Here is a 26,525-nt window from a genome sequence, read left to right as displayed (position 1 = left end):
CGGGCCTGAGCCCAACCCTATTATTCTGTTAGCGCGCGTGCGACCTTGGCACCGCTGACTCTGCCAAGCGCCTGGCTGATGTTGTTACCCGCGGTGATCAGGGCGTTAAGATCCACACCTGTCTCTATGCCCATGCCGTGAAGCATGTAGACCAGATCTTCTGTGGCCAGGTTGCCCGATGCGCCTTTGGCATAAGGGCAGCCGCCCAGCCCTGCTACCGAGCTGTCGATGACGCTGACGCCAGTCTCCAGGCAGGCAAGAATATTGGCTAATGCCTGACCATAGGTGTCATGAAAGTGTAGCGCCAGTTTCTCTACCGGCACCCTGCGCGCGACCGCTTCCACCATTCTACGGGCATTTAAGGGGGTGCCAACGCCTATGGTGTCACCCAGAGAGATCTCGTAGCAGCCCATTTTGTAAAGGATCTCTGCCACGCGAGCCACTTCCTCGACCTGGATCTCGCCTTCGTAGGGACAGCCAAGCACGCAAGACACATAGCCGCGCACGGGGATCTGTTTCGCCTGAGCCGCCTCCATCACAGGGATAAAGCGCTCGATCGACTCCTCGATAGAGCAGTTGATGTTACGCTGGCTAAAGCTCTGCGAGGCGGCGCCGAAGATGGCCACCTCGTCCGCGCCGGCGTCAAGCGCAAGTTCCAGCCCCTTGAGGTTAGGGGTCAGGGCGCTGTAGACCACGCCCGGTCGTTTGCTGAGCTGGCGGAAGATATCGCCCGAGTCGGCCATCTGCGGTACCCACTTGGGGGAGACGAAACTGCCGGCCTCGATACGGGTCAGGCCCGCCGCGCCCAGTTGATCAATTAGAGCTAGCTTGTCGGCGGTGGTGACCGCCTTCTCGTTCTGCAGGCCGTCGCGGGCGCCGACCTCGAAGATACTGACCCTGCTTGGAAAGCTGTTAGTCGCGGACATGGTTAGACATCCTCTTTCGCAGTGACTTCGAGCAGCAGGGCGCCATCGCTCACCAACTCGCCTGGTTGGAAGAAGAAGGCCGCCACCTTGCCGTCAAACGGCGCCTCTATGGTGTATTCCATCTTCATCGCTTCCATCACCATTAGGCCTTGACCCGCCTCGACCTCATCGCCCACCTCGACCAGGTGAGTGACGATAGTGCCGTTCATCGGCGCCTTGAGCTTGTCTTCGCTGTTGGCCTGCTCTTCTACGACCTCTGTCTGCAGGGCGCGGAAGTGATAGCTGCCGCTTGGCAGGAAGAGGGTGAAGTCGTCGCCTTCGCGGCTGACGGGGATCTTGCTCTTGTGGCCGTTGATCTCGGCGTGTAGCAGATCTTGCTTCAGCTCGCCGCTCAGGGTCAGCTGTTGATCGTTAAGGTTCAGGTAGTAGCAATCGCCAATCTGGCTCAGGGTCAGGTGCTGCACCTCATGCTCATCGTCCAGCAGGGAGAGCTGATGCATGCCGCTGCGGTTAAGCCTGAAGCCGCTCACCTGTCCCCAAGGCGAGTAGGGATCCTGGCTGTTGGTGGCGGTAAGCTTGGCCTGTTCCTTCTGGGCGCACAGGTGATAGAGGGCGGCGAAGGCCAGGGCGCCATTCTGTTCATGGCTGTTGTCGCCATCCAGGTTGGCACCTATCAGGGTGTCGCCATAGCGCTCGATAAAGTCTGTGCTGAAATCCGCCTGGCTGAAGGCCTTGTGCTCGGCGATGTTGGCCAGAAACTCAATGTTGTGCTTGAGGCCGCTGATCTGGTACGACTCCAGGGCGTGCACCAGGCGCTGCAGGGCGCGGGGGCGCGACTCGTCCCAGACGATCAGCTTGGCGATCATAGGGTCGTAGAAGTTACTGATCACATCGTTTTCGCGGATGCCGGAATCGATGCGCACATAGCGGTTCTGCTCAGGCTCACGCAGGAAGTTGAGCTTGCCGCTGGCGGGCAGGAACTCGTTCTGCGGATCTTCGGCGTAGATACGCACCTCGAAGGAGTGGCCGTGGATGCGTACATCCTCCTGGCTCAGGGGCAGTTCGCTGCCACTGGCGACCATGAGCTGCCACTTGACCAGATCTTGGCCTGTGACCATCTCGGTCACCGGATGTTCCACCTGCAGACGGGTGTTCATCTCCATGAAGTAGAAGCTGTTGCTCTCCTCGGTCGCATGAGTGTCCAGCAGAAACTCTACCGTGCCGGCGCCCACATAGTCGATCGCCTTGGCGGCGGCCACGGCGGCCTCACCCATGGCGCGGCGTAGGCTGTCAGACAGGCCAGGCGCCGGGGCTTCTTCAACCACCTTCTGGTGACGACGCTGAATAGAGCAGTCGCGATCCGACAGATAGATGCAGTTGCCCTGGGTATCGGCAAACACCTGCACCTCGACGTGGCGAGGCTGTCTCAGGTAGCGCTCGATCAGCAGCTTGTCGTTGCCAAAGGAGGAGGCGGCTTCACGGCGGGCCGAGTTGATCGCCTCCAGGGCCTCAGACTCGGACTCGACGATGCGCATCCCCTTACCACCACCGCCGTAGGCGGCCTTGATCAGCTGAGGGAAGCCAATTTCTTTAGAGGCCTTGAGCAGCACCTCGTCGCTCTGGTCGTCGCCGTGATAACCGGGTACCAGGGGCACATTGGCCTGTTCCATGATGATCTTGGCGGCGCTCTTGCTGCCCATGGCATCGATTGCATCGGCGCTTGGGCCGACGAAGGCGATACCGGCCTGCTCACATTGGCGGGCAAAATCGGCGTTTTCCGACAGGAAGCCGTAGCCAGGGTGAATAGCCTGGGCGCCGCTGCGCTTGGCGATCTCCAGGATTAACTCGCCCTTGAGGTAAGACTCGCTCGGGGCGCTGCCGCCCAAGTAGAAAGACTCGTCGGCCATGGCCACATGGCGGGCGTCCTTGTCGGCGTCCGAGTAGAGGGCGACCGTCTTGATGCCCATGACCTGTGCGGTCTTGATGATTCTGCAGGCGATTTCGCCACGGTTGGCGATCAATAATTTGGTAAACATGTTAGCGTGCTCCCCGAACTGGTAGGGCAATAGGGTCTAAGATGATCTCTGGCTTCATTAGGCGTTCCACCTCGGGCTTCTCTTCTCGAAGAAGGCGTTTAGCCCCTCCTGGCCCTCGTCTGAGACGCGAATGCGGGCGATACGCTCGCTGGTGTAGGCCAGGGTCTCCTGATCGATCACACCATCTTCCAGGCGTGACAGCAGGGTCTTGACCCAAGCCATGCCCTGAGGGCTGTTGCCCTTGAGCGCGGTTATGATAGGCGCGCTGGCACCCTCGAGATCATCGTTAATCTCATGGATCACATTGAGCTTGAGCGCGGTTTCGGCGTCGAAGCGCTCGGCGGTCAGCATGTAGCGGCGCGAGGCACGCTGGCCCATGGCGCGTACCACATAGGGGCTGATCACCGCCGGGATAAGCCCGAGTTTGACCTCGCTCAGACAGAAGCTGGCGCGGCTATCGGCGATGGCGATATCGCTGGCGCAGATAAGACCCAGGGCGCCGCCGAAGGCTGCTCCTTGTACCAAGGCCAGTGTCGGCTTGGGGAACTTGTCGAGCTTGTGCATCAGGGTCGCCAGCTCGTTGGCGTCACTCAGGTTCTGCTCGAAATCCATCTTGGCCTGCTTGCGCATCCAGTTGAGATCGGCGCCGGCGCTGAAGTTACGGCCGTTGGCCTTAAGCACCAGCAGCTGACAGTTGTCGTCGGCCGCGAACAGATCGAGGGCGGCGATCATCTCAGCGATCATCACCTCATCGAAGGCGTTATGTTTGTCGGCGCGGTCAAGCACCATCTCGCCGACCCCATCGCTCAGGGCGCAGCTTAAGTATTCAAATTCTTGCGTAATCGTTTGGCTTGTCATGGTCTACTTCCTTGCCTCTGCGTTATCGATTGTTGACTTAGCGGCGCATTACATGCGGAACACGCCAAACTTGGTGTCTTCAATCGGCGCATTGAGCGCCGCAGAGAGGGCAAGGCCGACCACGTCACGGGTCTGGGCCGGGTCGATAATGCCATCGTCCCACAGACGCGCGCTGGCATGATAAGGATGTCCCTCCTTGTCATACTGAGCCACGATAGGGGCGCGGAAGGCGGCCTCATCTTCGGCCGGCCAGTCCACCCCTTTGCGGGCCAGACCGTCGCGGCGCACGGTCGCCAGTACGCCGGCTGCCTGCTCGCCGCCCATGACCGAGATGCGGGCGTTAGGCCACATCCACATCATGGTAGGTTCGAAGGCGCGGCCACACATGCCGTAGTTACCGGCGCCGTAAGAGCCGCCGATGATCACGGTAAACTTAGGTACGGTGGCGCAGGAAACCGCAGTCACCATCTTGGCGCCATGCTTGGCGATCCCTTCGTGCTCATACTTCTTACCCACCATGAAGCCTGTGATGTTTTGCAAAAACAGTAGTGGGATCTTGCGCTGACAGCAGAGCTCGATGAAGTGAGCGCCTTTTTGCGCCGACTCGGAGAAGAGGATGCCGTTGTTGGCGACGATACCAACTGGGTAGCCGTGGATGCGGGCGAAACCGCACACCAGGGTGGCGCCATAGTTGGCCTTGAATTCGTCGAAGTCTGAGTCGTCCACGATACGGGCGATCACCTCTTTGACATCGAACGGCTTCTTCAGATCGGTACCCACTATGCCGTAGAGCTCGTTGATATCGAACTTAGGCGGCTTGACTTGGCTCAGTTGGCTGGCGATCTGCTTGTTGTGATTGAGGCGGGTCACCGACTTGCGCGCTAATTCCAACGCGTGCTCATCGTTTTGCGCCATATGGTCGGCTACGCCCGAGATCTTGGTGTGCACCTCGGCGCCGCCCAGCTCTTCGGCCGAGACCTCTTCGCCTGTGGCGGCCTTCACCAATGGTGGGCCCGCGAGGAAGATGGTGCCCTGTTCCTTGACGATGATCGACTCATCGGCCATGGCGGGCACATAGGCGCCGCCCGCGGTACACAGACCCATCACCACGGCGATCTGAGGGATGCCCTTGGAGGACATTTTGGCCTGGTTATAGAAGATGCGACCGAAATGGTCTCTGTCGGGGAAGACTTCGTCCTGGCGCGGCAGGTTAGCCCCGCCCGAGTCCACCAGATAGATGCAGGGCAGGTGACAGCGCTCGGCGATCTCCTGAGCCCTAAGGTGTTTCTTCACCGTCAGTGGATAGTAGGTACCGCCTTTTACCGTGGCATCGTTGGCGATGATCATGCACTCGACGCCGCTGACGCGGCCGATACCGGCGATGATGCCCGCGGCCGGTACCACGTCGTCATACACCTGGTAGGCGGCAAACTGGGAGATCTCCAGAAACGGCGAGCCGGGATCCAGTAGCTTCTCGACACGCTGACGTGGCGACAGCTTGCCACGGGAGAGATGGCGCTCCATGGCGACGGCGCCACCGCCTTGTTCGATTTCAGACAGTTTTAACTTGAGATCGGCGACCACCTGGCTCATCTGTTGATGCTTGGCCTTAAACTCGTCGCTGCGGGGATTGATTTGACTGCTCAGTTGCGTCACGGCTTGGTTCCTTTTAAGACTGTGGTGAACGGGAAGTGGCGATTGCCCGCCCGAGGCCGGACTGGGTCCGGCCTACTCTACGCATTCGACTATTTCGACTCGTTGAACAGCTCGCGGCCGATCAGCATGCGACGGATCTCTGAGGTACCGGCGCCAATCTCATAGAGCTTGGCATCGCGCAGCAGGCGACCCGTGGCGTATTCGTTGACATAACCGTTGCCGCCCAGCAGCTGGATGGCATCCAGGGCCATCTTGGTAGCCAGCTCAGCGCTGTAGAGGATGGCGCCGGCGGCGTCTTTACGTGTGGTCTCGCCGCGATCGCATGACTTGGCCACGTTATAGACGTAAGACTTGGCGGCGTTCATGCCTGTGTACATGTCGGCAAGCTTGCCCTGTACCAGCTGGAACTGACCGATAGACTTGCCGAACTGCTCACGCTCGTGAATGTAAGGCACCACGATATCCATACAGGCGGTCATGATCCCAAGTGGGCCGCCAGAGAGCACCACGCGCTCATAATCCAGGCCGCTCATCAGCACCTTAACGCCGTTGTTGAGGCCGCCTAGGATGTTCTCTTCCGGCACTTCACAGTCTTCGAACACCAGCTCACAGGTGTTAGAGCCACGCATACCCAGCTTGTCCAGCTTCTGCGCCTGGCTGAAGCCCTTGAAGCCACGCTCGACGATGAAGGCTGTGATGCCGTGTGGGCCCTTGTCCATGTCTGTCTTGGCGTAGATCACATAGGTGTCGGCGTCTGGGCCGTTGGTGATCCACATCTTGTTTCCGTTGAGGATATAACGGTCACCCTCTTTACGGGCGCTCAGCTTCATGGAGACCACGTCGGAACCCGCGTTAGGCTCGCTCATCGCCAGGGCGCCGATATGCTCGCCGCTCACCAGCTTAGGCAGGTACTTGGCCTTCTGCTCGGCGTTACCGTTACGGTTGATCTGGTTAACACACAGGTTTGAATGCGCGCCATAGCTCAGGCCGATAGAGGCCGAGGCGCGGGAGATCTCCTCCATGGCGACCACGTGGGCCAGGTAACCCATGTCTGCTCCGCCGTACTCTTCGGGCACTGTCACCCCAAGCAGGCCCATCTCGCCCAGCACAGGCCAAAGCTCGTTAGGGAAGGCGTTTTCCTGATCCACCTTGGCGGCGATAGGAGCGATTTCGTTGGCGGCGAAGCTGCGTACTGCGTCACGCAGCATGTCGATATCTTCGCCGAGGCCGAAGTTGAGAGAGGAGTAGAGTTGAGTCATTGTTTTATCCTACAGGTCAGATGCTTTTATAATTTTTTATCAGGCCGGTTTACCCAGCCTTGCTTGTGTTCAATTTGTTGCTGCGTTAACTCGATATGGTCTGTGCCTGGCCTAGGCGCGTTCTTGCTGCTCCAGGGCGGCGCGGCACTGCTGCTCGGCGGAGTTGAGCTCCATCAAGACCACCTTGATGTCGTCCATCTGCTGTTGCAGGGCCGATTTCTTCTCTTCCACCAATTCCAGCATGGTGTGAAGCTGGGTGCTGCTGTTCTTGTCGGCGTCGTAGAGCTCGAACAAACGGCGGGTTTCGGCGAGCGAAAAGCCCAGACGTTTACCCCTTAAGATCAGCTTGAGACGAACGCGATCTTTCAGGCCATAGATGCGAGTTTGCCCGCGGCGCTTAGGTTTCAGTAGCCCCTGGTCTTCGTAGAAACGGATACTACGGGTAGTAATATCGAACTCCTTCGACAGGTCGCTGATAGAGTAGGTGGTCTGTGGACTGTGTTTGTCACTCATCGAAAAAATACCATATTGATTAACTTTCCTAGCACGATATATGAAGTTTACGTAAAGGTAAAGATTTTAGGTGGCGCTATTGGTCTATCTGGCTGTAAAAATCGCACGGCAAACTGGTGAAATAACCGCCAGCCGCGGGTTTGGGGTGAGGTAAGGGAAGTTGCGCATAAGTCCTCGTGGCCTTCTCTTTTATTGAGAGTGGCTTACGCAGCGATTGGCGTTCAAGGCGTCTGACTGAACGCATGCCGGGGCCTGGCAAAGTCAGATAACGCAGAGAGCCGGTTGCTGTGAAAGCCCCGAAGGGCGTAGTTTACAGGTCAGATTGCTGTGTTGTGCTTCTTGCAAAGGACTTAGGCCATTTGCCGCGAACCACGCCTTGCATTCAGGCCTGTAAGCCGACGCAGAGCACACAGGGGACTTGTTCGCACCTTCCTTATGCAAAGGTCTAATGGGAAAAGTGCAACTTGGCTCCATAATGTGATCTATGGCGCATAAGCCAAATCGTATGGAAGGGGAAGCCGATATGTCGACCGTGAGTGGCGGGCGCATGTCATTCGGAGAAGATCACATGAAGGATTTGCATAATCAGTTACACCAGGAATCTATCGATAATCCTAACGCCTTCTGGGGCGAGGCCGCCGGGGCCTTAGCCTGGGACAAGACGTTCGAGCGGGTACTCGATGACAGTCATGCACCTATGTATCGCTGGTTTAGCGGCGGGCAGCTCAATACCTGTTATAACGCGGTCGACAGACACGTGGAGGCCGGGCGCGGCGAGCAGGTGGCGATTCAATATGTGAGCCCGATTACGGGCACAGAATATGGGATCACCTACAACGAGCTGCAGGCACAGGTGAGCCGACTGGCGGGCTACATGGCCAGCCAGGGCGTGGTCAAAGGTGACAGGGTGATCATCTATATGCCTATGGTGCCAGAGACAGCCTATGCCATGCTGGCCTGTGCGCGACTCGGCGCGATTCACTCTGTAGTGTTCGGCGGTTTCGCCGCCAACGAGCTGGCGACCCGAATCGATGATGCCAAGCCTAAGATGATCCTCTCCGCCTCCTGTGGCGTCGAGCCCTCGGGCGTGGTCGCTTACAAGCCGCTGCTGGACGATGCGCTGGAGCAGGCGAGCCACAAGGTGGAGCAGTGTGTGATCCTCAATCGTCCTCAGCTGCAAGCTGACTTAGTCGATGGCCGTGACGTCGACTGGCAGGGGGCCATGGCCGATGCGCCAAACATCGAGTGTCAGACGGTAGAGGCGACCGATCCCCTTTATATCCTCTATACCTCGGGCACCACGGGTCAGCCCAAGGGGGTCGTGCGGGACAATGGCGGCCACGCGGTGGCGCTCGCCTGGTCGATGAAGCATATCTATGATATCAACCCGGGGGATGTCTTCTGGGCGGCCTCGGATGTGGGCTGGGTGGTTGGCCACTCTTACATTGTCTATGGCCCCTTACTGGTTGGCGCCACCACAGTGCTGTTCGAGGGCAAGCCGGTGGGCACGCCGGATCCCGGTATCTTCTGGCGCACCATAGCCAAATATAATGTGAAGAGTTTCTTTACCGCGCCGACGGCGATCCGCGCCATCAAACGCGACGATCCCGAGGGCGATTACCTCAAGGATGTGGATCTTAACTGTCTCGGTACCCTGTTCCTCGCCGGCGAGCGCTGCGATCCAGATACCCTGCACTGGGCCGAGCAGCAGCTAGACAAGCCGGTGATCGACCACTGGTGGCAGACGGAAACCGGCTGGCCGGTAGCCGCCAATCTGATGGGCACGGCGCCGGTACCCGTCAAGGCGGGCTCTCCTGCCAAGGCGGTGCCTGGTTATGATGTGCAGGTGCTCGATGAGATGGGTGATATCGTGGCGCCGGATCAGTCGGGCAACGTGGTGATCAAGCTGCCGCTGCCGCCGGGTACGCTGGCGACCCTGTGGCAAAACGAGGGACGCTACAAGGAGAGCTACCTCTCCATGTATCCGGGTTACTACCTCACAGGGGATGCCGGCTACATGGATGAAGAGGGCTATCTCTATATCATGAGCCGCATCGACGACATCATTAATGTGGCCGGTCACCGTTTGTCGACCGGACGCTTCGAAGAGGTGCTGTGTCAGCATGAGGAGGTGGCCGAGGCGGCGGTGATTGGGGTGGACGATAAGCTCAAGGGACAGGTGCCGCTCGGTCTGGTGGTGCTCAAGAAGGGCTGCGATCTCAGTGACGAGCAGCTCTACAAGGAGCTGATCGCCCTGGTGCGTGAGCAGATTGGCCCTGTGGCCGCCTTTAAGCTGGTGAGCGCCGTGCCTAAGCTGCCTAAGACGCGCTCGGGTAAGATACTGCGCGGCACCATGCGTAAGATTGCCGACAATCAAGAGTTCAAGATGCCGGCAACCATAGAAGATCCTTATACCCTAGAGCTGGTGCGCAACGCCCTGACCCGTATGGGTTACGCTGACGCCCACGTCTAGCGCGTCTTCTACTAGTTAATTAAAAAGGGCCCTCGGGCCCTTTTTTGTTGCATGCTTCTCGCTACTTGCGGGCGTCTGGTCTGCGCTTATGGCTTAAAGTAGTAGCTTAAATAAGATCACAAACAAAATAGCCAAACCGCTAATTTTCATAGATTTATCCATTAAAATACTTGCCAAAATAGACTCATCTATCGAACATAGCGGGGTATTCGGCGCAGCCTATGAGTCGCGGCCTTCTGGTTTTGGGAAGGTTTAGGGAAAACCTGATTAAGCGCGAGTTGGTCAAGGAGTGAGGAAAAGGATCTTGGCAAGGGAAGTTGAGAGTAAGGGAAGTGGAGAGTAAGGGAAGTGGAGAGTAAGGGAAGTGGAGAGTAAGGGAAGTGGAGAGTAAGGGAAGTGGAGAGTAAGGGAAGTGGAGAGTAAGGGAAGTGGAGAGTAAGGGAAGTGGAGAGTAAGGGAAGTGGAGAGTAAGGGAAGTGGAGAGTAAGGGAAGTGGAGAGCAAGGGATGAAAGCGAAAGGATTACTGGCGGGTATAGTTGCTGTTGCGTTAGTGGCGCTGAGCGCCGTGGGGCTTAGCGTGAAAATGGGCGCATTCGCTAAGGACTATGTCGACTTCGAGAAGCTTGAAAGGATCGACGGCCGCTTTCATCTGCGCGGTGAGGCCGAGCCCTATAGCGGTAAAGCCAAGTATTTCGGCGATGATGGCTGGCTGAAGCAGCAAGCCATGCTCAGTCAAGGCAAGCTTAACGGCGAGCTGCAGGAGTTTTATGAAAGTGGTGCCGTCCAGGCGGTCACGTATTATGTCGATGGTCAGATAACGGGCGTGACCCGTGTCTATCTGGAAGATGGCACCCTGAATAAGGAGATCCCCTATCAAGATGGGCTGAAACAGGGCACAGAAAAACACTATGGCTTCGAGGGAGGCCTGCTGTCTGAGTCCATCGAATATCGCCAGGGCAAGCGTAACGGCTGGAGCACGAGTTACTGGGATCCGGGCAGATTAAGGAATCGCATCCATTATGTGGACGACCTGCGCGACGGTTTGTGGCAGCAATACAGCTTCGGCAAGGTGGTGATTGAAGGCACCATGGTCGAAGACAAGGAAGAGGGCGAGTGGCGCACCTATTTTCAGGATACCGACATCTTGCAGGGGATCGCTCATTTCAGGGCGGGCCAGCTTCACGGTGAGGTGACCGAGTTTTATGAGAATGGCGCAAAGGAGTGCATCGAATATTATGCCACAGGCAGCAAGGTTGGCACCTGGACACGTTTTTATGATGATAACAGTCTGGAGCAGGTAAAAAACTATCGCAATGACAAGCTAGAGGGCAGCTATCGCGAATATTTCCGCGGTGGTCTGCTTGCCGAAGAGGGGCAATACCGAGATGGCGAGAAGGTCGGTATATGGCGCCGCTTCAGCCCGAATGGTGAGCTACTCTCCGAGCATGAGGAGCAAAGGGTCAGGCTGGAAGCGGACATTGCTGTGAGCGACGAGTAAGGCGCTATTTTGTAAGGAATGAGTGAGGCATTAAATATGGAAGTGATTTTTATCAAGGGAGATGGCCGCTACGGCAGGCTCTGCTGCGTGCGAGAGGACGCCAGTCGCACCGAGACTCAGATACCGGAGCAGGGGATCGCGCCCCACGACATGATCCATTACGTGGTGGAGAAGATCCTGGGCATAGGAGGCGCCTTCTATGGTCAGCTAAAGGCCGGCGCCAACATCAGCTTTACCCTGGAGCACAATCAGCTGTCGCGGCAGATAGCCGATAAGACCCAGGTGTGGCAGACAGAATCTATGGTGGAGGCGCTGCAGTCGCTCTATTGGTCGCAGGATCTCAACTTCGAGGGTTTCTGTTATCTACTGGCTCAGGGCTGTGAGCAGCGAGGGCTAACCGTCCCTGTAGTGAGTGAGCATGAGTTCAGGCAGATAATCGATGAGATCACCGAGCTTACCCGCCAATGGCAGGCCCTAACACCGGGGCAGAGCATGACGTTAGTCTTCTAGTTGGCTCTTTTAGATTAGATGGGGACTTGTCGCTGGGGGCTATTTAGGGCGGTCGCCGAGGGATCAAAGCCTGCTCAGGGTTTCAGCCGTAAATGTTGCGGGATAAATCTTGAGGCGCAAATCCTGTCATTGAAATATGGCTTTAAGCTGTCGTATGCTGGGACCGAGATTGATTTTCAAGAGGTTGGGGAAATGAAGAGTAAGTATTTGGGGATTGTCCTGTTGGTTATTGGTGTGGCCTTGGCATGGTGGGGCTACAACATCTACGATTCTACCAGTTCGCAGATCACCCGCGCGGTTAACGGCGACACCCCCATAGAAGCCTGGGCCGGCATGGTCGGCGGCGCCATCTGTGTGCTGGTTGGCCTGCTGAAACTGAAATAGTCCTTAGGTTATATATGTCGCTAAACCAAACCAGGAGAAAGCGTGTATTAGATGAAAAGCCTGCATGATGCAGGCTTTTTTCTTTTGCAGGGAGCTTATTTTTGCAGAAAAAGTTTCTTTGCAGGAAGTCTCTTTCCAGGGAGTTTCTCTTGCTTCAAATAAGCTGGGCAGATCCTTTGCCCTTAGGCCGAGCGGGGTTTAGGCCTAATTTTTCCAATTTTTTAGAAACGGTAGCTCGCCATCAGGTTGGCCGACCACTGATTGCGTGAATCGGTAATGGGCGAGTCGGCAATCTCCTTGCTCAGGTGGGTGTAGCTGGTCTGCTGGGTTATGCGCCAGTTACTCGAAAGCGGCAGTATCAGCTGGTAGCCAATGTCATAGTTAACGCCAGCCTTGGCCTCGTACTGCGCACGCTTGGGCATAGCCATTTTCTTGCTGACGCCAAAGTAGTGATCGTTAAACTTGGCGCTGTTGTAACTCACCCCCACAAACGGCACCAGATCCAGACGGCCGAGGTTGAGGATCTGCTGATAGCGCACACCCGCCACATAGCCTTTATATTCGCCGCTGATGTCGTGCTGGAAGTTGGTGGAGAGGACGCCGCGCGGCCCCACCTTGATATCCATGTTCAGGCCCAGATCCACGCTCATGCGACGCTCTTCCATGCCGGTCAGCACCTTAGACACATCCTTATCCAGCCAGAGGCCGTTACCTGTCAGATAGGTGCTGAAGGTGATGGCGTCTCTGTCTTTGCCATAGAGGCGGTAGTTGATGCCCTTGTCCAGATCCGCGTTGAAGCGATCGCCGTGATAGCCCACATTCAAGCGGGGGCCGAAGCGGTTGTGGTCGCCGAAGGCAAATTTGTAGTCGTTCTTCTGTTCTTTGATGATGTCTGAGTTGTAGCCGGCGCCAAACTCGACCACCCAGCCTCTGCTGTGATAGACCTGACCATTGCTGATATAGGTGTCCGACTCGGCGGCCTGGGCCAGATTGATGCTGCCAAGGGCAACTAGGGCTAAGGGAAGGTAATTCATTGCTCACTCCACTTTGAAGGTGTTTATTGGTTGAGGGCAATGTACTCGCTGGGCACTTAGATAAGTATCATGAGTTTGTAAGCCTGTGTCGCCTTTGTGTATGGCGGGCCGTGAATGCCCAAGACTTTGTTGTATAAAGGTAAAAAAAGACCGGCCCTATGGAGCCGGTCTTTGTGGCGTTATCTTGTGAGGCGAATGCTTACAGCTTAACCACCATCTTACCGTGGTTCTTGCCTTCAAACAGGCCGATAAAGGCCGCCGGAGCGTTGTCGAGTCCCTCGTAGATGGTCTGCTCGGCCTTAACCTTACCGCTGGCCAGCCACTGACCCATCTGCTTGGCGAACTCGCCATAGTGCTGCCAATGCTCGAACACGATAAAGCCTTCGACTCTGAGCTTCTTCATGATGATATAGGCCAGGTTGCTTGGGCCCGGGGTCGGCTTAGTGTCGTTGTACTGGGCGATCATGCCACATACGGCGATACGGCCATGGTCGTTCATGTTGTCCAGCGCCGCGGCCAGATGTTCGCCACCGACGTTTTCAAAGTAGACATCAACGCCTTGTGGCGCCGCATCTTTCAACGCCTGGCTCAGGTTAGCCGTGGTCTTGTAGTTGATCACCTGCTCGATTCCCATCACCTTGAGGGCCTCGGCTTTTTCATCCGAGCCGACCGAGGCAACTACCTTGGCGCCCATCAAGAGACCTAGCTGACAGGCGACGCTGCCCACCGCGCCCGAGGCGGCCGAGACAAACAGGGTCTCGCCTTCTTTCAGCTGGGCGATGCGGTTAAGGCCGGTCCAGGCGGTCATACCTGGCATGCCCATGACGCCGAGGAAATGAGATTCAGACAAAGGAGTGTCCGGTAGCAGGGTATGATCTGCGCCGTCGGTGACATAGTGGCTGCGCCAGCCCTTCATGCTGCTGACCTTGCTGCCCACAGGGAAGCCTTCATGGTTCGACTCTACAACCTCACCAATGGCGCCGCCTTCCAGCACTTCGCCTAAGGCGAAGGGGGCGATATAGCTCTCTCTGTCTATCATGCGGCCGCGCATGTAAGGGTCGACCGACATCCAGAGGTTCTTGACCAGGAATTCGCCCGGCTTGAGGGCCGGAAGTTCCACCTGCTTAAGGCCAAAGTTGGCTTGGGTTGGCATGCCTTCAGGGCGGCTGGCCAGTGTTATCTCTTGTGCTTGCATGGAATTAACCTCTTTTTGCTTTGCGCGCTAACTAATTGTGGTAAACTCTACAAACAAATTGAGTACAATGCAAATACTTTGTGCGCAAAGCAATGTGTTTTAATGTCCGCTCCTTGCTCGTGAATTCTGTTAAGATAGCCGCCCTAAAGCTTGCGGCAGCTAGCATATGCGGGAAAGGTGATGAAATCTTAAGTCGTAACGCATTAAGTCATAAGGCGTTAAGTCATTAAGTTGCACATTAAGCGGTAGCGCATTGAGCAAAAGTTGAGTAACAGTTAAGTCAGGTAGATGGGTAAAACTATGAGTAAGCAGATGAGTGAAGCAGAGACAGCAGTAGTAACTGAAGGGGCGCAATGCCTGTCGGATAATGTCTGCTTCGCCCTCTATACCGCCGCCAATGCCCTGGTGCGTGCCTATCGTCCTTTGCTGCAGGAGTGCGATCTGACCTATCCACAATACCTGGCGATGCAGGCGCTCTGGCTTAAAGATAACGCCAGCCTGACGGATCTCTCCCAGGTGACACGGCTGGATCTCGGCACCTTAACCCCTATCGTCAAGCGCCTGGAGGCCAAGGGGCTGGTGGTGCGTCATGTGGACAGCCGGGATGAGCGCAAGAAGGTGATTCAGGTGACTCAGGCCGGCGAGGCCCTAAAGCAAGAGGCGCTGGCGCTGAAGCAGCAGCTTTTGGAGAAGGTGAGCGTGTCGGACATTGAGCTGGAACAGCTAAGGCAAGTTTGTCTAACCTTGACCCATGAGCTCAACCAGAAGTAGTCGATTCAGCAAGCTATTCAGGTGCTTGATGGCGCTACCTTTTAAATGAGAAAACACTGTTCTGCACAGCGGCCAGTAAGCCTGGACTTTCCCTAGTAATTAACTTACCAACTTTTGTATAATCGCGACCAATTTCGTGCCTATCGACTATGTGGCTCGCAGTTGAAGCAATTGAGCGATTTAAGCTTATGATTTGACTCGGATAGTCCAGACTATAATAAAGGATAGGTGTAGACAATCTCAGTTTCCCATGGGGAAAAATCTCATGCAAAATCACTCAGACCTCCTCAACATAGGCGTGATAGGCCTAGGCGTTATGGGCAAAAACCTGGCGCTTAACATTGCCGACAATCGCTACCGTGTCGCCGCCTTCGATCTCGACTCAGCCAAGCGAGATGCCCTGCTTGAACAGGAGCAAAAAGAGCGTCCCGCCGATCAAGTCCAGCGCATCCTAGGATGTAGCAATCTTTCAGAAATGTTATCCAGTCTCGCAAAACCTCGGGTGTTGGTCCTGTCGGTACCTGCCGGTGCGCCAGTGGATGGCGTCTGTAGTGCCCTGCTTGAGGCCGGGATAGAGCAGGACGATATCGTGGTGGATACGGGCAACAGCCTGTGGACAGATACCGTTGTCCGCGAAGCCCAATACCAGGACAAGTTTATCTTCTTTAGCTGCGCCATCTCAGGCGGCGAGATGGGTGCCCGCTTCGGGCCCTCTCTGATGCCGAGCGGCGACATCAAGGCCTGGGACAGAATCAAGCCCATCTGGGAGGCGATTGCCGCCAAGGTCGACCCTAAAACCGGCCTGCCTATCGAGCGCCAAGAGCCGGGTAACCCTGTGACCGAGGGCGAGCCATGCACCACCTACATAGGCCCGGCAGGCGCCGGTCACTATGTGAAGATGGTGCATAACGGCATCGAATACGCCGACATGCAGTTGATCTGCGAGGCCTATCAGCTGCTGAGCGACGGGCTTGGGCTCAGCGCCGCCGAGGTGGGTGAGATCTTCGCGCGTTGGAACCAGGGCAGCCTCAATAGCTACCTGATGGAGATCAGCGCCGATGTGCTGTCACAAGCCGATCCCCTAACCGGTAAGCCGCTGGTGGAGATGATCTTGGATAAGGCGGGTCAGAAGGGCACCGGCCTGTGGACCGCGGTCAGCAGTCTGCAGATTGGCTGTCCCGCGCCAACCATCGCCGAGGCCGTCTATGCCAGGGCGGTGAGCACCCAGAAGCAACAGCGTCAGCAGCTGAGCCTGTTGCTGGCTGGCCCCGAGCCGCAGACATTGAGTGATGATGAGCGCGCCGCCTTTATCGATGAGCTGGAAAACGCCCTCTACTGCGCCAAGATCGCTTGTTATGCCCAGGGTTTCCAGCTGATGGCGATGAATGCTCAGGAGCGCGGCTGGCGGTTGGATTTTGCCGAAATCGCCAAGATCTGGCGCGCCGGGTGTATCATTCGCGCCACCTTCCTGCAATCGATCACCCAGGCCTATCAAGAGGCGCAGAAGGTGGGTGAGCCTCTCGACAACCTGCTGATGGCCGAGACCTTTAGCCTGGCCTTGTCGGCCAAGCAGCAAGATTGGCGCCGCGCGGTGGCAAGGGCCATCATGAGCGGCGTGCCCGTGCCTTGTATCGGCTCGGCGCTGGCCTACTACGACAGCTACCGCAGCGAGACCCTGCCGGCCAATCTGCTGCAAGGTCAGCGGGACTTCTTCGGCGCCCATACCTTCGAGCGTATCGACAAGCCCGCCGGTGAGAAATATCACCTCAACTGGAGCCATAGCGAGCGCACGCTGGAGAAGCTCTAGTGCTTCATTAAGCTTCAATAGAAAAGAAAAACCGCTAGCGATTGACTAGCGTTTTTTTTATCTCGGCGTTGTGGCCGCCTAGCCCTGACAGCCACCACTCTCGTAGCAGCTTGGCTTGCGGGGGCAGCTGGCGCCGCGGGAACAGATGAGCCTCGCCTCGCTGTCGATGCCACGCTCGACCCAATTGATGTTGAGGATCTTCGCCACACGCTTGATGTCCGTCTTGATGTTGCTGGGCAGGGGCGCCGAGCCGCCATTGTCCACACAGACCTCCTTGAGTTGCTGGGCCACCTGGTTGGCATCGCCGCCCTGGGCCTCGATGGCCGGGTTAAGGTCGATACCGGCGCAGAGCACATGGGGATTGCCCGCCAGGTCTTTTACCCGAATCGATTCGCAGCAGTAGATCTTGGGCTCGTTGGCCACATCCAGGATGGAGATCTGCGCCGAGGAGCCCTGAGTCGAGGCGTTGATCATCCTAAACACCGCCCAGTGTTGGCAGGGATCTTCCACCTGGCGCATGTTGCCCCAGGGCAGGGGAATACCGTTGCCTCGGTATACGGCCTTGAGCTTACCGGGTGAATAGGCATCGAAATAGTGCCAGTGGCTGTAGGGGGAGACCGCCGTCATGCGGCGCATAGCCACCGAGGGGGAGACATCCACCAACTTGGCCACATCTATCTCATAGCCGTGACGGTCGAGCAGCTGCCTGAAGGGCACCTTAGGGCAGAGTAGGGCACCGGCGAAGAAGCTGGACTCGAAGTCCCGCCAGGCATGCAGGATATCCTGGGCATCGACTGTGGAGGATTGCCCACGATTGTCCGCCTCATCCACCAGGCTGGTGCCATGGCTGCGTCCGGCCACCATGATACTTTTTAAACCGTCTTTATTGTGCAGCACACTGTGGCCGATATGGACCGCAAGGTCGTACTTGAGGCGGCGGGTATGCTGGTTGAGCAGCTGGTTGAGGCAGATCTTGTTGGGCTGCTCGAAATAGGAGGTGATGATGTGCTGCTTGCCGGCCCCCGCCTCTTCACGGATCGCCTTGGGCGCCCGGGTAAACCATTTTACTACCAGGCCGAGACGCTGGACTATGGCCAACAGATCCTCGAGGCTCAGGGGCATGCGTTTGAGCCCCACCTCTTCGGCGGCGCGCTCGAGATCGGGAAAATGATTCTGATGATGTTCCTGATGGGCACGGATCAACAGGTGCGCAAATTGACGGCCGCTGATCCCTGTCTGGGAGAGCATCTCTGGGATGGCGATCTGCAGTATTTCGTTGGAAAACAGGAAGCTCGGCTCCAGCGCCATGCCACTGATCCCGCCGCGAGAGCCCTTGACCGGGGTGATCGCCTGCTCCTCGGGAGCGTCGTCGAGAAACCAATCCACCTCCTTTTGAAACACGGCGGCGATCACCGCCAACATGCCGGCACTGGGCACGCGCTTGCCGCGCTCTATCATGGAGAGGTAGGAGACAGAGGGTGCGGAATCCGCATCCACCCTGACACAGCGGGCCGATAGGTCTTCCATGGTTAGATTATTACGTTTCCTGAGATTGCGTATCTTAGTGCCCAGGAAATGCGACTTTCTCATCAAGCTGCTATTGGTCTTCATTTTGTAAAATTCACACTGTGAAATTTCTATTGTGAAATTGTAATGAAAAAGCCGCTAGACTACAAATTAAGCAATCGGGGAAGCGACAAATCCCTTAGAGCGCCACTTAAAGCTGTAGGGCAAAGATGTCATCAGCGAGTCAAACATAGCGATAGATAGCATAAGTGAGAGGGATGAGGCGATGAATATACAGACAGAACAACTAGACCAGAGTATTTACAACTTCATCAAGCAGGTAATGCCTATGACACAGATTAATGGAAACAATGCGCTGGCACCTCAGATGCAGCAAGATGGCCTGACTTATGCCAAGCAGATCTTGGATCAGTACTTTCCACTGAGTCAGGGTTCTCACCAGGATGTCTGCAGCTATGTGATCTACTACAAGCAGCTACTGGCCTTCTTCGCCGATGGCAGCCAGAGCGGTCTGGCACAGCCCAAGCAGTTTGTGGCCCTCTCTGGTCATAAGTGCGAGCCAAGCTCTCTGGTGCTGAAGAATAACGGCTTCCATATCGAGATCGCGCTGGATCGTCGCGGCGAGCAGGGACGTCACGACTTGGCCGGCATCAACGATGTGCAGGTCGAGGCGGCGCTGATGACTATCGTCAACAGCGAGCAGAGCCCTTGTCAGCGTACCTGGACCAGTCTGGTCACGGGTCAGGCAGATCAACACTGTAAAGAGTTCACCTCGAAAGACGGAACCGAATACTGCCTCTAAATTGTGTGATGACTCGCCATAAAAAATGCCAGCAATTGCTGGCATTTTTTATGGTCATGTCGATTTGCCGCTTTAGGCCAAGGCGAGTCCCAGGCTGAACAGGGCGCTGAAGATTACCGTGAGTTTCGCCGTGCGTCCCAGCAGCGGGTTTAACGCCGCCCCCGAGGTCTGACTAAATTCGCTGTTGAGTTTACGCGCCAGGACTAGCGACAGGCCACCGAGCAGCACAGGCAGACCGGGTAAAGTCCCAAGCAGAAAACCACCAATGACGAGGGCGAACGGCAGATAAACCAGCGCCTGATACAGGACTCTGGCCTGACCTTCACCTATCTTAACCGCCAGGGTGCGCTTGCCCGCCTTGGCATCTGTTGGGATGTCGCGGGTGTTGTTTACCAGCATCACGGCGGCGTTAAACAGGCCGATGGCGCTGCCTAAGATCCAGGCGGCGACACTGGTGTCATGGGCCTGAAGGTAATAGCTGCCCACCACGGCCACCAGGCCGAAGAAGATAAAGGCGGCGACTTCACCCAGACCATGGGACGCCAGCGGGTAGGGGCCGCCACTGTAACCCAGGGCGCCCAGGATGGAAGCCGCGGCCAGGATGGCGATGGGCCAGCCACCATGATAGATGAGCAGCGAGCCCACCAGAAGTGCCAGCAGCAGACAGGCGATCATGGCGTTGCGTACCTTGCTTGGGTCGAGCAGGCCACTCTGGGTGACGCGCACCGGGCCGAGTCGCTCCTCGGTGTCGATACCGCTCTTAAAATCGAAGTAGTCGTTTGCCAGGTTAACGGCGATCTGCAGCAGCAGGGCGCACAACATGGAGGTTGCGGCGATAAGCCAACTAAATTGTGTCAATGACAGGGCAAGGGCATTACCGACTAAGATAGGGCCAATGGCTGCGGGAAGAGTACGTGGGCGTGTCGCCAGGATCCAGGGATTCATTATCTGCGTTCGTAATTATTAGGTAGGGACTGAGCTAGGCTCGAAAATATAGCCCAAGCATAGCAAAAAAGCCCAAGTCGATGAAGCGCTTGCATTAGCATTATGTGAACAGCCTCGTTTTATTTTTCAGGGAGCTCTAGCCTAATCCCAGAGCCTTTAATAAAGCTTAAACGTCTTGTTAAAAATTTGTGTGATTTTGACGCGGCGCACATCTTTGCGGCCCCTTTCCTTCAAATCTGTTGCCAGCCTCAAAGAACTCTTGCCAGACATGTGCTGTTATAGCTGTCTGACTGTGAGATTCTGCTGGGAATGTTTTAAGCTTATCTAATTAATTTATATAGATTTTATAAATTTAGCACTTGGCTTAATTAGGGCGTTTCGGCGGCGAGAGACAAGGATCAGGATGATGCGTTTTGATGAACAGGTTGCTGTCGTCACAGGAGCGGGGGCTGGCTTAGGACGAGCCTATGCGATCGCCTTAGCCGAGCGCGGGGCGCGCTTGGCCATTATCGATTCGGGCTGCGGCGATAGTCGCTGCCAGACTTATGCAGGCGCAGGTCTCAACAAGACCGCCCGTACCCTGGCCGAACTGGGCGCCGACTGTCTGAGCTTCCAGTTGGATGTCACCGACAGCCAGGCCCTAAAGAGCGCGATAGAGACTGTCCTCAAGCGTTGGGGGCGCATAGATATCGCCATCAATAACGCTGGCATCCACACGCCAGTCTCCTTCGATAGCCTGAGTTTCGAGCAATGGCAGCGGCAGCTGGATGTGGATCTCAACGGCAGTTTCCATCTGACCAAGTTGGTGTGGCCGCAGATGAAACGGCAAAACTATGGTCGTATCGTCATGACGGCCGGGGCCAGCGGCCTCTATGGCGACATGCATGAGACCTCCTACAGTGCCAGCAAGATGGCGCTCGTCGGTCTGGTCAACAGCCTGGCCAAGGAGGGGCGCGACTACAACATCTCGGTCAATACCCTGGTGCCCCAGGCATTAACCGCCATGACGGCGCATCATCTCAGCCCTCTGGTGAAGCCGCTGTTTAGTACCTCTTCGGTCAATGCCACCCTGCTGTATCTCTGCTCATCGATGGCCTGCAGCGGTCAGCACCTGCTGGCCGCGGCCGGTAGTGTGAGCCACGGGATGTTTGTCGAGTTTCAGCCGCTGCGTATTGTGGAAGATGGCTGCAAGCCCGAGGTGATTGCCCAGCGCTGGGATGAGCTATACCGGGCGCAGCCCTATCATTTTCATGAGTCTGGCGAAGAGCAGGTGACCGCCTGGGCGAGGCGCAGCGCCGCCGAGCACCACGTGGATATAGAGTAGGCCTAGATAATGGAGAGATAACGAAGAGATGGCGAATCGGTGACAAATTGCTGCAGGAACCACCAGGAAAGGTCAACAGCCCTAGGGCCTGTTGATCTTTCAAGTTTAATTTTTGTTCAATCTAAACGCGTTTTGCGCGAGGCGAGAGCCATGAAGCATAGTTACTCTATGTGAATGGCGAACAACAAAGTGCAGCGCGCGTTTAGATGAACCCGTTGGGCAGCGTTTGTAGGCCATTTCTACGGTGTTATCGCCCGTTGGTGTAGGATACTACACGACACAGGCTCTGCCTTGTATAAATCACCTTCAAACTGCTGCAAAAACAAACGGCAAAGATCAACAGGCCCTAGCAAGATAAGGGGAATCTAAGGTAAGCTTGACGACCAATATTGATGAGTTATCGGTGAGGTTGCATGAGTCAGGTGTTAGATGATCTGTTATCCCTTTTATCGCTGGAACAGATAGAGGTAGGCCTCTATCGGGGTCAGAGCCAAGATCTGGGCTTCGGCCACGTGTTTGGCGGACAGGTCATGGGCCAGGCCCTGAGCGCAGCGGCGCAAACCGTCGACAGCGAACGTCAGGTGCACTCCTTCCACTCCTATTTCTTGCGCGCCGGTGATGAGAAGCAACCCATAGTCTATGACGTGGAAAATATGCGCGACGGCGGCAGCTTTAGTGCCCGCCGGGTGAAGGCGATTCAGAAGGGCAGACCCATCTTCTACATGACCTGCTCCTTCCAGAAGCCCGAGCAAGGGCTAAATCACCAGAGCAAGATGCCGGATGTGCCGGGCCCTGAGGGCCTGCTGAATCAGCAGGAGCTGGCCTCGACCTTGAGGGACAAGGTGCCTCGTAAGGTGCTGGAGAAGTTTATGGCGGACTCGCCGCTTGAGATGCGCCTGGTTAACCCATGCAATCCCATGGAACCCAACCAGAGTGAGCCCATCAGGCATGTGTGGATCCGCGCCAATGGCAAGGTGCCCAAGGATCTCTCGGTGCATGAGTATCTGCTGGCCTACGCCTCAGACTTTAATTTCCTGGTGACGGCGGCGCAGCCCCACGGCGTCTCTTTCTTGACCCCGGGTATGCGCATGGCCACCATAGATCACGCCATGTGGTTCCACCGTCCGCTGGATCTCAGCCAGTGGCTGCTCTATAGCATAGATAGCCCCAATGCCGGTGGCGGCCGTGGCTTTGTGCGCGGCGAGTTTTACACCCAGAGTGGTGAGTTGGTGGCCTCGGCGACCCAGGAAGGCTTGATTCGATTAACACAGGGATAAACGAACAGTGAGTGAAAGGTTGAATGTGATGAAGATGAAAATGAAAGCCATATTGGCGTCTTTGCTGCTTATTATGTTGGCGGGTTGTGTGACGGTAGAGCCTGAACCTCCGATTTTTGTCAACGGCGCCGCCGGTTATCTGGAGAAGATTAACCTGCCGCAAGGCAGTAGCATTACCATAGCGGTGATCGATCTCGACACCCCGGGTGCCATCATTGCCCAGAAGAGCTTCGATATCGCTAGGGCGCCTGTGCCCTTTAAGTTTGCCTTCGCCCGCGAGACCATAGACAAGAGCGTCAACTATGGTGTGGTCGCCATGATCCAGTATCAGGGCAAGGTGATCTTCCAGACCTACGATAGGTTCCCGGTGATCAATAATGGCAAATACACCACGGAAGTGGTGATGAAGCTGGTCAAATAAGCCAAGCAGTTAATGAACAGATAAGGGAGCCTCAGGGCTCCTTTTTTATGCCCTTATTTTGCCTCTAATTTATCACCCGATTTTTGCTCCAAGTTATCTCCACTTGTGGGCGTCGTCTTTGCTCTTATATCTATTAACTTGAGTAAATTTCAGCCAGGCGCCCTTATATGAACCTTGATTAAATATATTTTATCCAATAGGGTGAAATGATAACAATAACAAATCAAGGAAGAACAGATGCAGTTTATCGGCAGTCATCATCTCATAGGTAGCTTGCCCGGCGCCGAAGATCAGGGCGCTGGATCTCAAGATAAGCGTGAGCAGCGTAATAATTGGCAGCATGCTAGTTGGCAGGATCCTGAAGCTCAGGAGCCCCTGTTTGCCAGCCTGGTACTGCTCAGCCTGGCGATGTTGTGTCTCACGCTCGCCATCTCTTCGGCGAGTTAGCCGAGTCTAGTCAGTTCAAGTTTGCCGTCTCAAGCCTGTTCTCTCAGGGGGCTCAGCTAGGGATTGTCATCTGAGGTTTGTTCTCTTATGCGTGTCATCTAGATAGTTGCATCTCAAGCGTGTTATCTCGAGCGTAGCTTCTTGAGCTTGGCATCTAGAGTGTGTCATCTAAAAAGTGTCTCCTTAGCTTTGCCATCAGGGAGCTGCGAAAGCTGACGCCTCTTGTTATTAGTGTCTTATTTCTAGCGCCGTATTCCTAACGTCATATTCCTTGCGCCGCCCCAGGCTTATCAAAGTTGCCCCAGGCTTGTCAAAGTTGTCCCGGCTTATCAGAATTGCCCAGTCAGCTTGATGCGCTAACCCCTTCTCCCATATCGGCCAATCTTGCTGTGCGTCTCTAGGCCGTTATCGCTTGCTCATTTCTCCAGTTAGCAGGGCTTCCCTCAGCATTGTTTTATGAGGCGTATGCTTAAATGCAGCGCTAATTCACGCAGCGTTATCAGCTTGTTAATAACATAATTTGGCCGAGATCGGTTTGGTTGGTCAACAAGTGATCGATGCGGATATGGGTCACGGAAATTAAAGGGGTATTGTCAATATTTGTTTATTTGCTGTGATCTGGATCGCGCCAGGCTATACAAAAAGGGGTATTACTCTGGCTTATTGATTTGGATCAATAACTTCTTGGTGTCTATCTGGCAGGATACGCGCAAATGTAAGGATTTTGATAATAAAAACAACGTTAACTGTTGTATTAATGGAGTAGTATGATGAAAAAAACTATCGTTTCAGGTCTGATCGCTGCCGCCCTACTGTCTACTGGATTTGCCGCTTCTGCTCACCAAGCTGGTGACATCATCGTTCGTGCCGGTGGTGTTGTTGTTGCCCCTAATGAGTCGAGCGAAGACGTTGCTGGTTTTGGCGAATTCAACATCAGCAGCAATACGCAGCTGGGTCTGAACTTCGGTTACATGCTGACCGATAACATTGGTATCGAGTTGTTGGCCGCTACCCCTTTTAGCCATGACGTATCGCTAAAAGGCGTTGGTAAGATTGCCGAGACCAAGCACCTGCCACCTACCTTAGTGGCTCAGTATTACTTTGGTTCGGCCGATTCTAAGCTGCGTCCTTATATCGGTGCCGGTGTGAACTTCACTAACTTCTTCGACAGTGAATTTACCAATGACCTCGATGGTGCATTGACCGACCTTAGCCTAAGCAACTCATGGGGCTTAGCGGCGCAAGCGGGTATCGACTACCAAGTGAACAAGAACTGGTTGGTTAACGCCTCAGTGTGGTACGCCAAGATCAATACCGATGTGAACTTTAAGCTTGCCGGTCAAGCGGTTAGCATCGAAACCGATATCGACCCTTGGGTTTACATGGTGAGCGTAGGTTACACCTTCTAATCTCGCTAGATAGCGAAAAGAAAAAGGAGCCAATCGGCTCCTTTTTTCATCTCTGCTTTTTAACTTTCTGCTTTCTTTGGCCTATTGGGCCTTCTTGGCCGCTCTGGCCGCTCTGGCCGCCTTGCGCTCTTCCTTGGTACGCCAGTGACGGGTGTTGTAGATAAATTCAGGCAGCAGCTTGGTTAACCAGGCTACCAGACGCCAACGCTTGGTGATATAGGCGCGGCGCTTACCTTTCTGCATCGCCTTGAGTGCCTGGCGCGCTACCTCATGGGGTGGTGATAGCCAGAGACGGCTCTGCTGCATGGCCGCCTTGTCCAGTAGGCCAAGCTGAAGATCGCTAATGGTGATCGGCAGCTTGAGGCGCTGGGCATGCATGCTCAGTCCTTCGAGGTAGCTGCTGGCATAAGCCTTGGAGGCATGATAGGCCACGCTTGGGCCGCCCCTTAGTCCGGCGATGGAGTTGATGGCCGCGAGCTGGCCATAGCCCTGCTCGACAAATAGTCTGAATGCCGTATTGCATATGGCACTATAGCCCTGCACATTGACGGTAATGATATCCTGTTCCAGTTGCCAGGGCAGCGAGGCGTCGTAGCCATTGAGGCCGGTATTGACGATCACCAGATGGGCGCCGCCCAGTTGCTGCCAGACGCTTTCTAGAGTGGCGATGATATCCTTTGGTCTCTCTATCGCCAGCTCATGTAGGCTGACCTGGGAAGGCAGAGACTGGGAAAATTCCTTAAGGGATTCGGTATCTTGTGCCAGCAGGGCCAGTTCGACGCCTTGCTCGGCAAGTTGTGTGGCAATTTCACGACTAACGAGTGAGCTGGCGCCCACAATTATTGCAGTAGCTTGAGACATGAGGCTATTTCTCAATAAATGGTTCGCCTATGATATGAAGATCTCTGATAGAGAACAAGATTTATAGTGTAGACATATGGACATCCAGAAGTCTTGATGTATGATTAGGAGCAAGAGTATGAACAGATGGTTAAAACCCCTAGCGGCAGTGGCGATGAGTGCGGGCCTGTTGACGGCTTGTGCAACCCCTAATGCCAGCGTGGAGATCCAGGGGGAGGTTTGGTTTAAGGAGCGAATCGCCTTACCACCCCAGGCTGTGCTGTCGGTGCAGATCCAGGACGTGTCTAAGATGGATGCGCCTGCCGTGGTGTTAGCGGCCTTCGATCGCGACGACGTGACAACACCGGCACCCTTTGGTTTTGTCATCCCAAGGGATCAGTTCGAGGCGGGCCATACTTATAGTGTGGGCGCCAAGATCACCCTGGATGGCAAGCTGATGTTCATCAATACTCAATCCTACCCCATAGATTTAGGCGATAGTGCGCCTATCTCTGTGCTAGTGCAACGCGTCGGCGGTTAAGGCGAGACACCGCGCCGCTTGCGACACCTAGCCTATTATGGGGCTCTGTTAACCAGGTCGAAAGAGGCGCG

General features: G+C 55.6%; 24 protein-coding genes. 13 read left to right on the top strand and 11 right to left on the bottom strand.

Annotation, left to right across the window (positions count from 1 at the left end):
- Positions 1–20: 20 nt before the first annotated feature.
- From K0H80_RS13150 to K0H80_RS13125, 6 genes are all read right to left on the bottom strand, one after another.
- Positions 21–926, bottom strand: coding sequence for a hydroxymethylglutaryl-CoA lyase (locus K0H80_RS13150; RefSeq protein WP_220071867.1), 906 nt, complete (start codon positions 924–926; stop codon positions 21–23).
- Between the two features lie 2 nt (positions 927–928).
- Positions 929–2,962 carry an acetyl/propionyl/methylcrotonyl-CoA carboxylase subunit alpha gene (locus K0H80_RS13145; protein ID WP_220071866.1) on the bottom strand — a complete coding sequence of 678 codons (2,034 nt, stop codon included), beginning with the start codon at positions 2,960–2,962 and terminating at the stop codon, positions 929–931.
- A gap of 57 nt (positions 2,963–3,019) precedes the next feature.
- Positions 3,020–3,820 carry an enoyl-CoA hydratase-related protein gene (locus tag K0H80_RS13140; RefSeq protein ID WP_220071865.1) on the bottom strand — a complete coding sequence of 267 codons (801 nt, stop codon included), beginning with the start codon at positions 3,818–3,820 and terminating at the stop codon, positions 3,020–3,022.
- A gap of 48 nt (positions 3,821–3,868) precedes the next feature.
- On the bottom strand, positions 3,869–5,476 hold the full coding sequence (locus K0H80_RS13135) for a carboxyl transferase domain-containing protein (RefSeq protein ID WP_220071864.1): 1,608 nt from the start codon (positions 5,474–5,476) through the stop codon (positions 3,869–3,871).
- Positions 5,477–5,565: 89 nt separating this feature from the next.
- Entirely contained in the window at positions 5,566–6,735 is a 1,170-nt protein-coding gene (locus K0H80_RS13130; protein ID WP_011866367.1) for an isovaleryl-CoA dehydrogenase, read from the bottom strand.
- A 111-nt stretch (positions 6,736–6,846) separates the two neighbouring features.
- Positions 6,847–7,248 carry a MerR family transcriptional regulator gene (locus tag K0H80_RS13125; protein ID WP_011866366.1) on the bottom strand — a complete coding sequence of 134 codons (402 nt, stop codon included), beginning with the start codon at positions 7,246–7,248 and terminating at the stop codon, positions 6,847–6,849.
- Between the two features lie 568 nt (positions 7,249–7,816).
- On the opposite strand from K0H80_RS13125, the gene K0H80_RS13120 reads away from it, so the two are divergent.
- The 4 genes from K0H80_RS13120 to K0H80_RS13105 all read left to right on the top strand — a co-directional run bounded on the left by K0H80_RS13120 (position 7,817) and on the right by K0H80_RS13105 (position 12,114).
- Positions 7,817–9,721 (top strand): propionyl-CoA synthetase, encoded by a 1,905-nt coding sequence (locus K0H80_RS13120; RefSeq protein WP_220073987.1) that lies wholly within the window; start codon positions 7,817–7,819, stop codon positions 9,719–9,721.
- A gap of 506 nt (positions 9,722–10,227) precedes the next feature.
- Positions 10,228–11,220, top strand: a complete 993-nt coding sequence (locus K0H80_RS13115) for a toxin-antitoxin system YwqK family antitoxin (protein ID WP_220071863.1) — start codon at positions 10,228–10,230, stop codon at positions 11,218–11,220.
- 36 nt (positions 11,221–11,256) lie between these two features.
- Positions 11,257–11,730: a cytoplasmic protein gene (locus K0H80_RS13110; RefSeq protein WP_220071862.1), complete on the top strand. Its 474-nt coding sequence runs from the start codon at positions 11,257–11,259 to the stop codon at positions 11,728–11,730.
- Between the two features lie 192 nt (positions 11,731–11,922).
- Positions 11,923–12,114, top strand: a complete 192-nt coding sequence (locus K0H80_RS13105) for a DUF3185 family protein (RefSeq protein ID WP_144200401.1) — start codon at positions 11,923–11,925, stop codon at positions 12,112–12,114.
- 221 nt (positions 12,115–12,335) lie between these two features.
- Here the strand turns inward: K0H80_RS13105 and K0H80_RS13100 are convergent, their stop codons facing one another.
- Together K0H80_RS13100 and K0H80_RS13095 are read right to left on the bottom strand one after the other, a co-directional pair.
- Entirely contained in the window at positions 12,336–13,148 is an 813-nt protein-coding gene (locus K0H80_RS13100) for a MipA/OmpV family protein (protein WP_220071861.1), read from the bottom strand.
- Positions 13,149–13,347: 199 nt separating this feature from the next.
- Entirely contained in the window at positions 13,348–14,343 is a 996-nt protein-coding gene (locus K0H80_RS13095; protein ID WP_220071860.1) for an NADP-dependent oxidoreductase, read from the bottom strand.
- Positions 14,344–14,643: 300 nt separating this feature from the next.
- Here K0H80_RS13095 and K0H80_RS13090 point away from each other — a divergent pair, with 300 nt between their 5' ends.
- The gene (locus tag K0H80_RS13090; RefSeq protein ID WP_220071859.1) at positions 14,644–15,114 is read left to right on the top strand and encodes a MarR family winged helix-turn-helix transcriptional regulator; all 471 of its coding nucleotides are present in this window, start codon (positions 14,644–14,646) and stop codon (positions 15,112–15,114) included.
- 265 nt (positions 15,115–15,379) lie between these two features.
- Positions 15,380–16,921 (top strand): NADP-dependent phosphogluconate dehydrogenase, encoded by a 1,542-nt coding sequence (gene gnd / locus K0H80_RS13085; protein WP_220071858.1) that lies wholly within the window; start codon positions 15,380–15,382, stop codon positions 16,919–16,921.
- 78 nt (positions 16,922–16,999) lie between these two features.
- On the opposite strand, the gene K0H80_RS13080 is transcribed toward gnd, so the two are convergent.
- Entirely contained in the window at positions 17,000–18,532 is a 1,533-nt protein-coding gene (locus K0H80_RS13080) for a DUF3612 domain-containing protein (RefSeq protein WP_011866357.1), read from the bottom strand.
- A 181-nt stretch (positions 18,533–18,713) separates the two neighbouring features.
- Here K0H80_RS13080 and K0H80_RS13075 point away from each other — a divergent pair, with 181 nt between their 5' ends.
- Positions 18,714–19,250, top strand: a complete 537-nt coding sequence (locus K0H80_RS13075; RefSeq protein ID WP_220071857.1) for an aldolase/citrate lyase/malate synthase family protein — start codon at positions 18,714–18,716, stop codon at positions 19,248–19,250.
- A 72-nt stretch (positions 19,251–19,322) separates the two neighbouring features.
- Here the strand turns inward: K0H80_RS13075 and K0H80_RS13070 are convergent, their stop codons facing one another.
- Positions 19,323–20,195, bottom strand: coding sequence for a 1,4-dihydroxy-2-naphthoate polyprenyltransferase (locus K0H80_RS13070; RefSeq protein WP_011866355.1), 873 nt, complete (start codon positions 20,193–20,195; stop codon positions 19,323–19,325).
- Positions 20,196–20,601: 406 nt separating this feature from the next.
- Here K0H80_RS13070 and K0H80_RS13065 point away from each other — a divergent pair, with 406 nt between their 5' ends.
- From K0H80_RS13065 to ompW, 5 genes are all read left to right on the top strand, one after another.
- Positions 20,602–21,519, top strand: coding sequence for an SDR family NAD(P)-dependent oxidoreductase (locus tag K0H80_RS13065; protein WP_220073986.1), 918 nt, complete (start codon positions 20,602–20,604; stop codon positions 21,517–21,519).
- 413 nt (positions 21,520–21,932) lie between these two features.
- Positions 21,933–22,796, top strand: a complete 864-nt coding sequence (tesB, locus tag K0H80_RS13060; protein WP_011866353.1) for an acyl-CoA thioesterase II — start codon at positions 21,933–21,935, stop codon at positions 22,794–22,796.
- 28 nt (positions 22,797–22,824) lie between these two features.
- Complete coding sequence (locus K0H80_RS13055; protein ID WP_220042891.1) at positions 22,825–23,217, top strand: YbaY family lipoprotein; 393 nt, start codon at positions 22,825–22,827, stop codon at positions 23,215–23,217.
- Between the two features lie 237 nt (positions 23,218–23,454).
- Positions 23,455–23,664 carry a hypothetical protein gene (locus K0H80_RS13050; RefSeq protein ID WP_220071856.1) on the top strand — a complete coding sequence of 70 codons (210 nt, stop codon included), beginning with the start codon at positions 23,455–23,457 and terminating at the stop codon, positions 23,662–23,664.
- Between the two features lie 767 nt (positions 23,665–24,431).
- A complete protein-coding gene (gene ompW, locus K0H80_RS13045) occupies positions 24,432–25,073 on the top strand; it encodes an outer membrane protein OmpW (RefSeq protein WP_011866351.1) in 642 nt (213 codons plus the stop codon).
- Between the two features lie 81 nt (positions 25,074–25,154).
- Here the strand turns inward: ompW and K0H80_RS13040 are convergent, their stop codons facing one another.
- The gene (locus K0H80_RS13040) at positions 25,155–25,934 is read right to left on the bottom strand and encodes an SDR family NAD(P)-dependent oxidoreductase (RefSeq protein ID WP_220071855.1); all 780 of its coding nucleotides are present in this window, start codon (positions 25,932–25,934) and stop codon (positions 25,155–25,157) included.
- A gap of 118 nt (positions 25,935–26,052) precedes the next feature.
- Between K0H80_RS13040 and K0H80_RS13035 the strand changes: the two genes are divergently transcribed.
- The gene (locus K0H80_RS13035) at positions 26,053–26,454 is read left to right on the top strand and encodes a YbaY family lipoprotein (RefSeq protein WP_220042888.1); all 402 of its coding nucleotides are present in this window, start codon (positions 26,053–26,055) and stop codon (positions 26,452–26,454) included.
- Positions 26,455–26,525: the final 71 nt, after the last annotated feature.

The sequence above is a fragment of the Shewanella aegiceratis genome, from assembly GCF_019457495.1.
In the GTDB taxonomy this organism is placed as follows: domain Bacteria; phylum Pseudomonadota; class Gammaproteobacteria; order Enterobacterales; family Shewanellaceae; genus Shewanella; species Shewanella loihica.
The sequence above is the reverse complement of the archived record's forward strand: the minus strand, read 5'-3'. Positions and strand labels throughout refer to the sequence as shown.

Coding starts and splice junctions, on each gene's coding strand:
- K0H80_RS13130 (WP_011866367.1), bottom strand. CDS start 6,735: ATGACTCAACTCTACTCCTCTCTCAACTTCGGCCTCGGCGAAGATATC.
- K0H80_RS13120 (WP_220073987.1), top strand. CDS start 7,817: ATGAAGGATTTGCATAATCAGTTACACCAGGAATCTATCGATAATCCT.
- K0H80_RS13115 (WP_220071863.1), top strand. CDS start 10,228: ATGAAAGCGAAAGGATTACTGGCGGGTATAGTTGCTGTTGCGTTAGTG.
- K0H80_RS13095 (WP_220071860.1), bottom strand. CDS start 14,343: ATGCAAGCACAAGAGATAACACTGGCCAGCCGCCCTGAAGGCATGCCA.
- K0H80_RS13055 (WP_220042891.1), top strand. CDS start 22,825: ATGAAGATGAAAATGAAAGCCATATTGGCGTCTTTGCTGCTTATTATG.
- K0H80_RS13075 (WP_220071857.1), top strand. CDS start 18,714: ATGAATATACAGACAGAACAACTAGACCAGAGTATTTACAACTTCATC.
- K0H80_RS13125 (WP_011866366.1), bottom strand. CDS start 7,248: ATGAGTGACAAACACAGTCCACAGACCACCTACTCTATCAGCGACCTG.
- K0H80_RS13145 (WP_220071866.1), bottom strand. CDS start 2,962: ATGTTTACCAAATTATTGATCGCCAACCGTGGCGAAATCGCCTGCAGA.
- K0H80_RS13140 (WP_220071865.1), bottom strand. CDS start 3,820: ATGACAAGCCAAACGATTACGCAAGAATTTGAATACTTAAGCTGCGCC.
- K0H80_RS13110 (WP_220071862.1), top strand. CDS start 11,257: ATGGAAGTGATTTTTATCAAGGGAGATGGCCGCTACGGCAGGCTCTGC.
- K0H80_RS13090 (WP_220071859.1), top strand. CDS start 14,644: ATGAGTAAGCAGATGAGTGAAGCAGAGACAGCAGTAGTAACTGAAGGG.
- K0H80_RS13105 (WP_144200401.1), top strand. CDS start 11,923: ATGAAGAGTAAGTATTTGGGGATTGTCCTGTTGGTTATTGGTGTGGCC.
- K0H80_RS13035 (WP_220042888.1), top strand. CDS start 26,053: ATGAACAGATGGTTAAAACCCCTAGCGGCAGTGGCGATGAGTGCGGGC.
- K0H80_RS13100 (WP_220071861.1), bottom strand. CDS start 13,148: ATGAATTACCTTCCCTTAGCCCTAGTTGCCCTTGGCAGCATCAATCTG.
- K0H80_RS13080 (WP_011866357.1), bottom strand. CDS start 18,532: ATGAAGACCAATAGCAGCTTGATGAGAAAGTCGCATTTCCTGGGCACT.
- K0H80_RS13040 (WP_220071855.1), bottom strand. CDS start 25,934: ATGTCTCAAGCTACTGCAATAATTGTGGGCGCCAGCTCACTCGTTAGT.
- K0H80_RS13150 (WP_220071867.1), bottom strand. CDS start 926: ATGTCCGCGACTAACAGCTTTCCAAGCAGGGTCAGTATCTTCGAGGTC.
- K0H80_RS13070 (WP_011866355.1), bottom strand. CDS start 20,195: ATGAATCCCTGGATCCTGGCGACACGCCCACGTACTCTTCCCGCAGCC.
- tesB (WP_011866353.1), top strand. CDS start 21,933: ATGAGTCAGGTGTTAGATGATCTGTTATCCCTTTTATCGCTGGAACAG.
- gnd (WP_220071858.1), top strand. CDS start 15,380: ATGCAAAATCACTCAGACCTCCTCAACATAGGCGTGATAGGCCTAGGC.
- ompW (WP_011866351.1), top strand. CDS start 24,432: ATGATGAAAAAAACTATCGTTTCAGGTCTGATCGCTGCCGCCCTACTG.
- K0H80_RS13050 (WP_220071856.1), top strand. CDS start 23,455: ATGCAGTTTATCGGCAGTCATCATCTCATAGGTAGCTTGCCCGGCGCC.
- K0H80_RS13065 (WP_220073986.1), top strand. CDS start 20,602: ATGCGTTTTGATGAACAGGTTGCTGTCGTCACAGGAGCGGGGGCTGGC.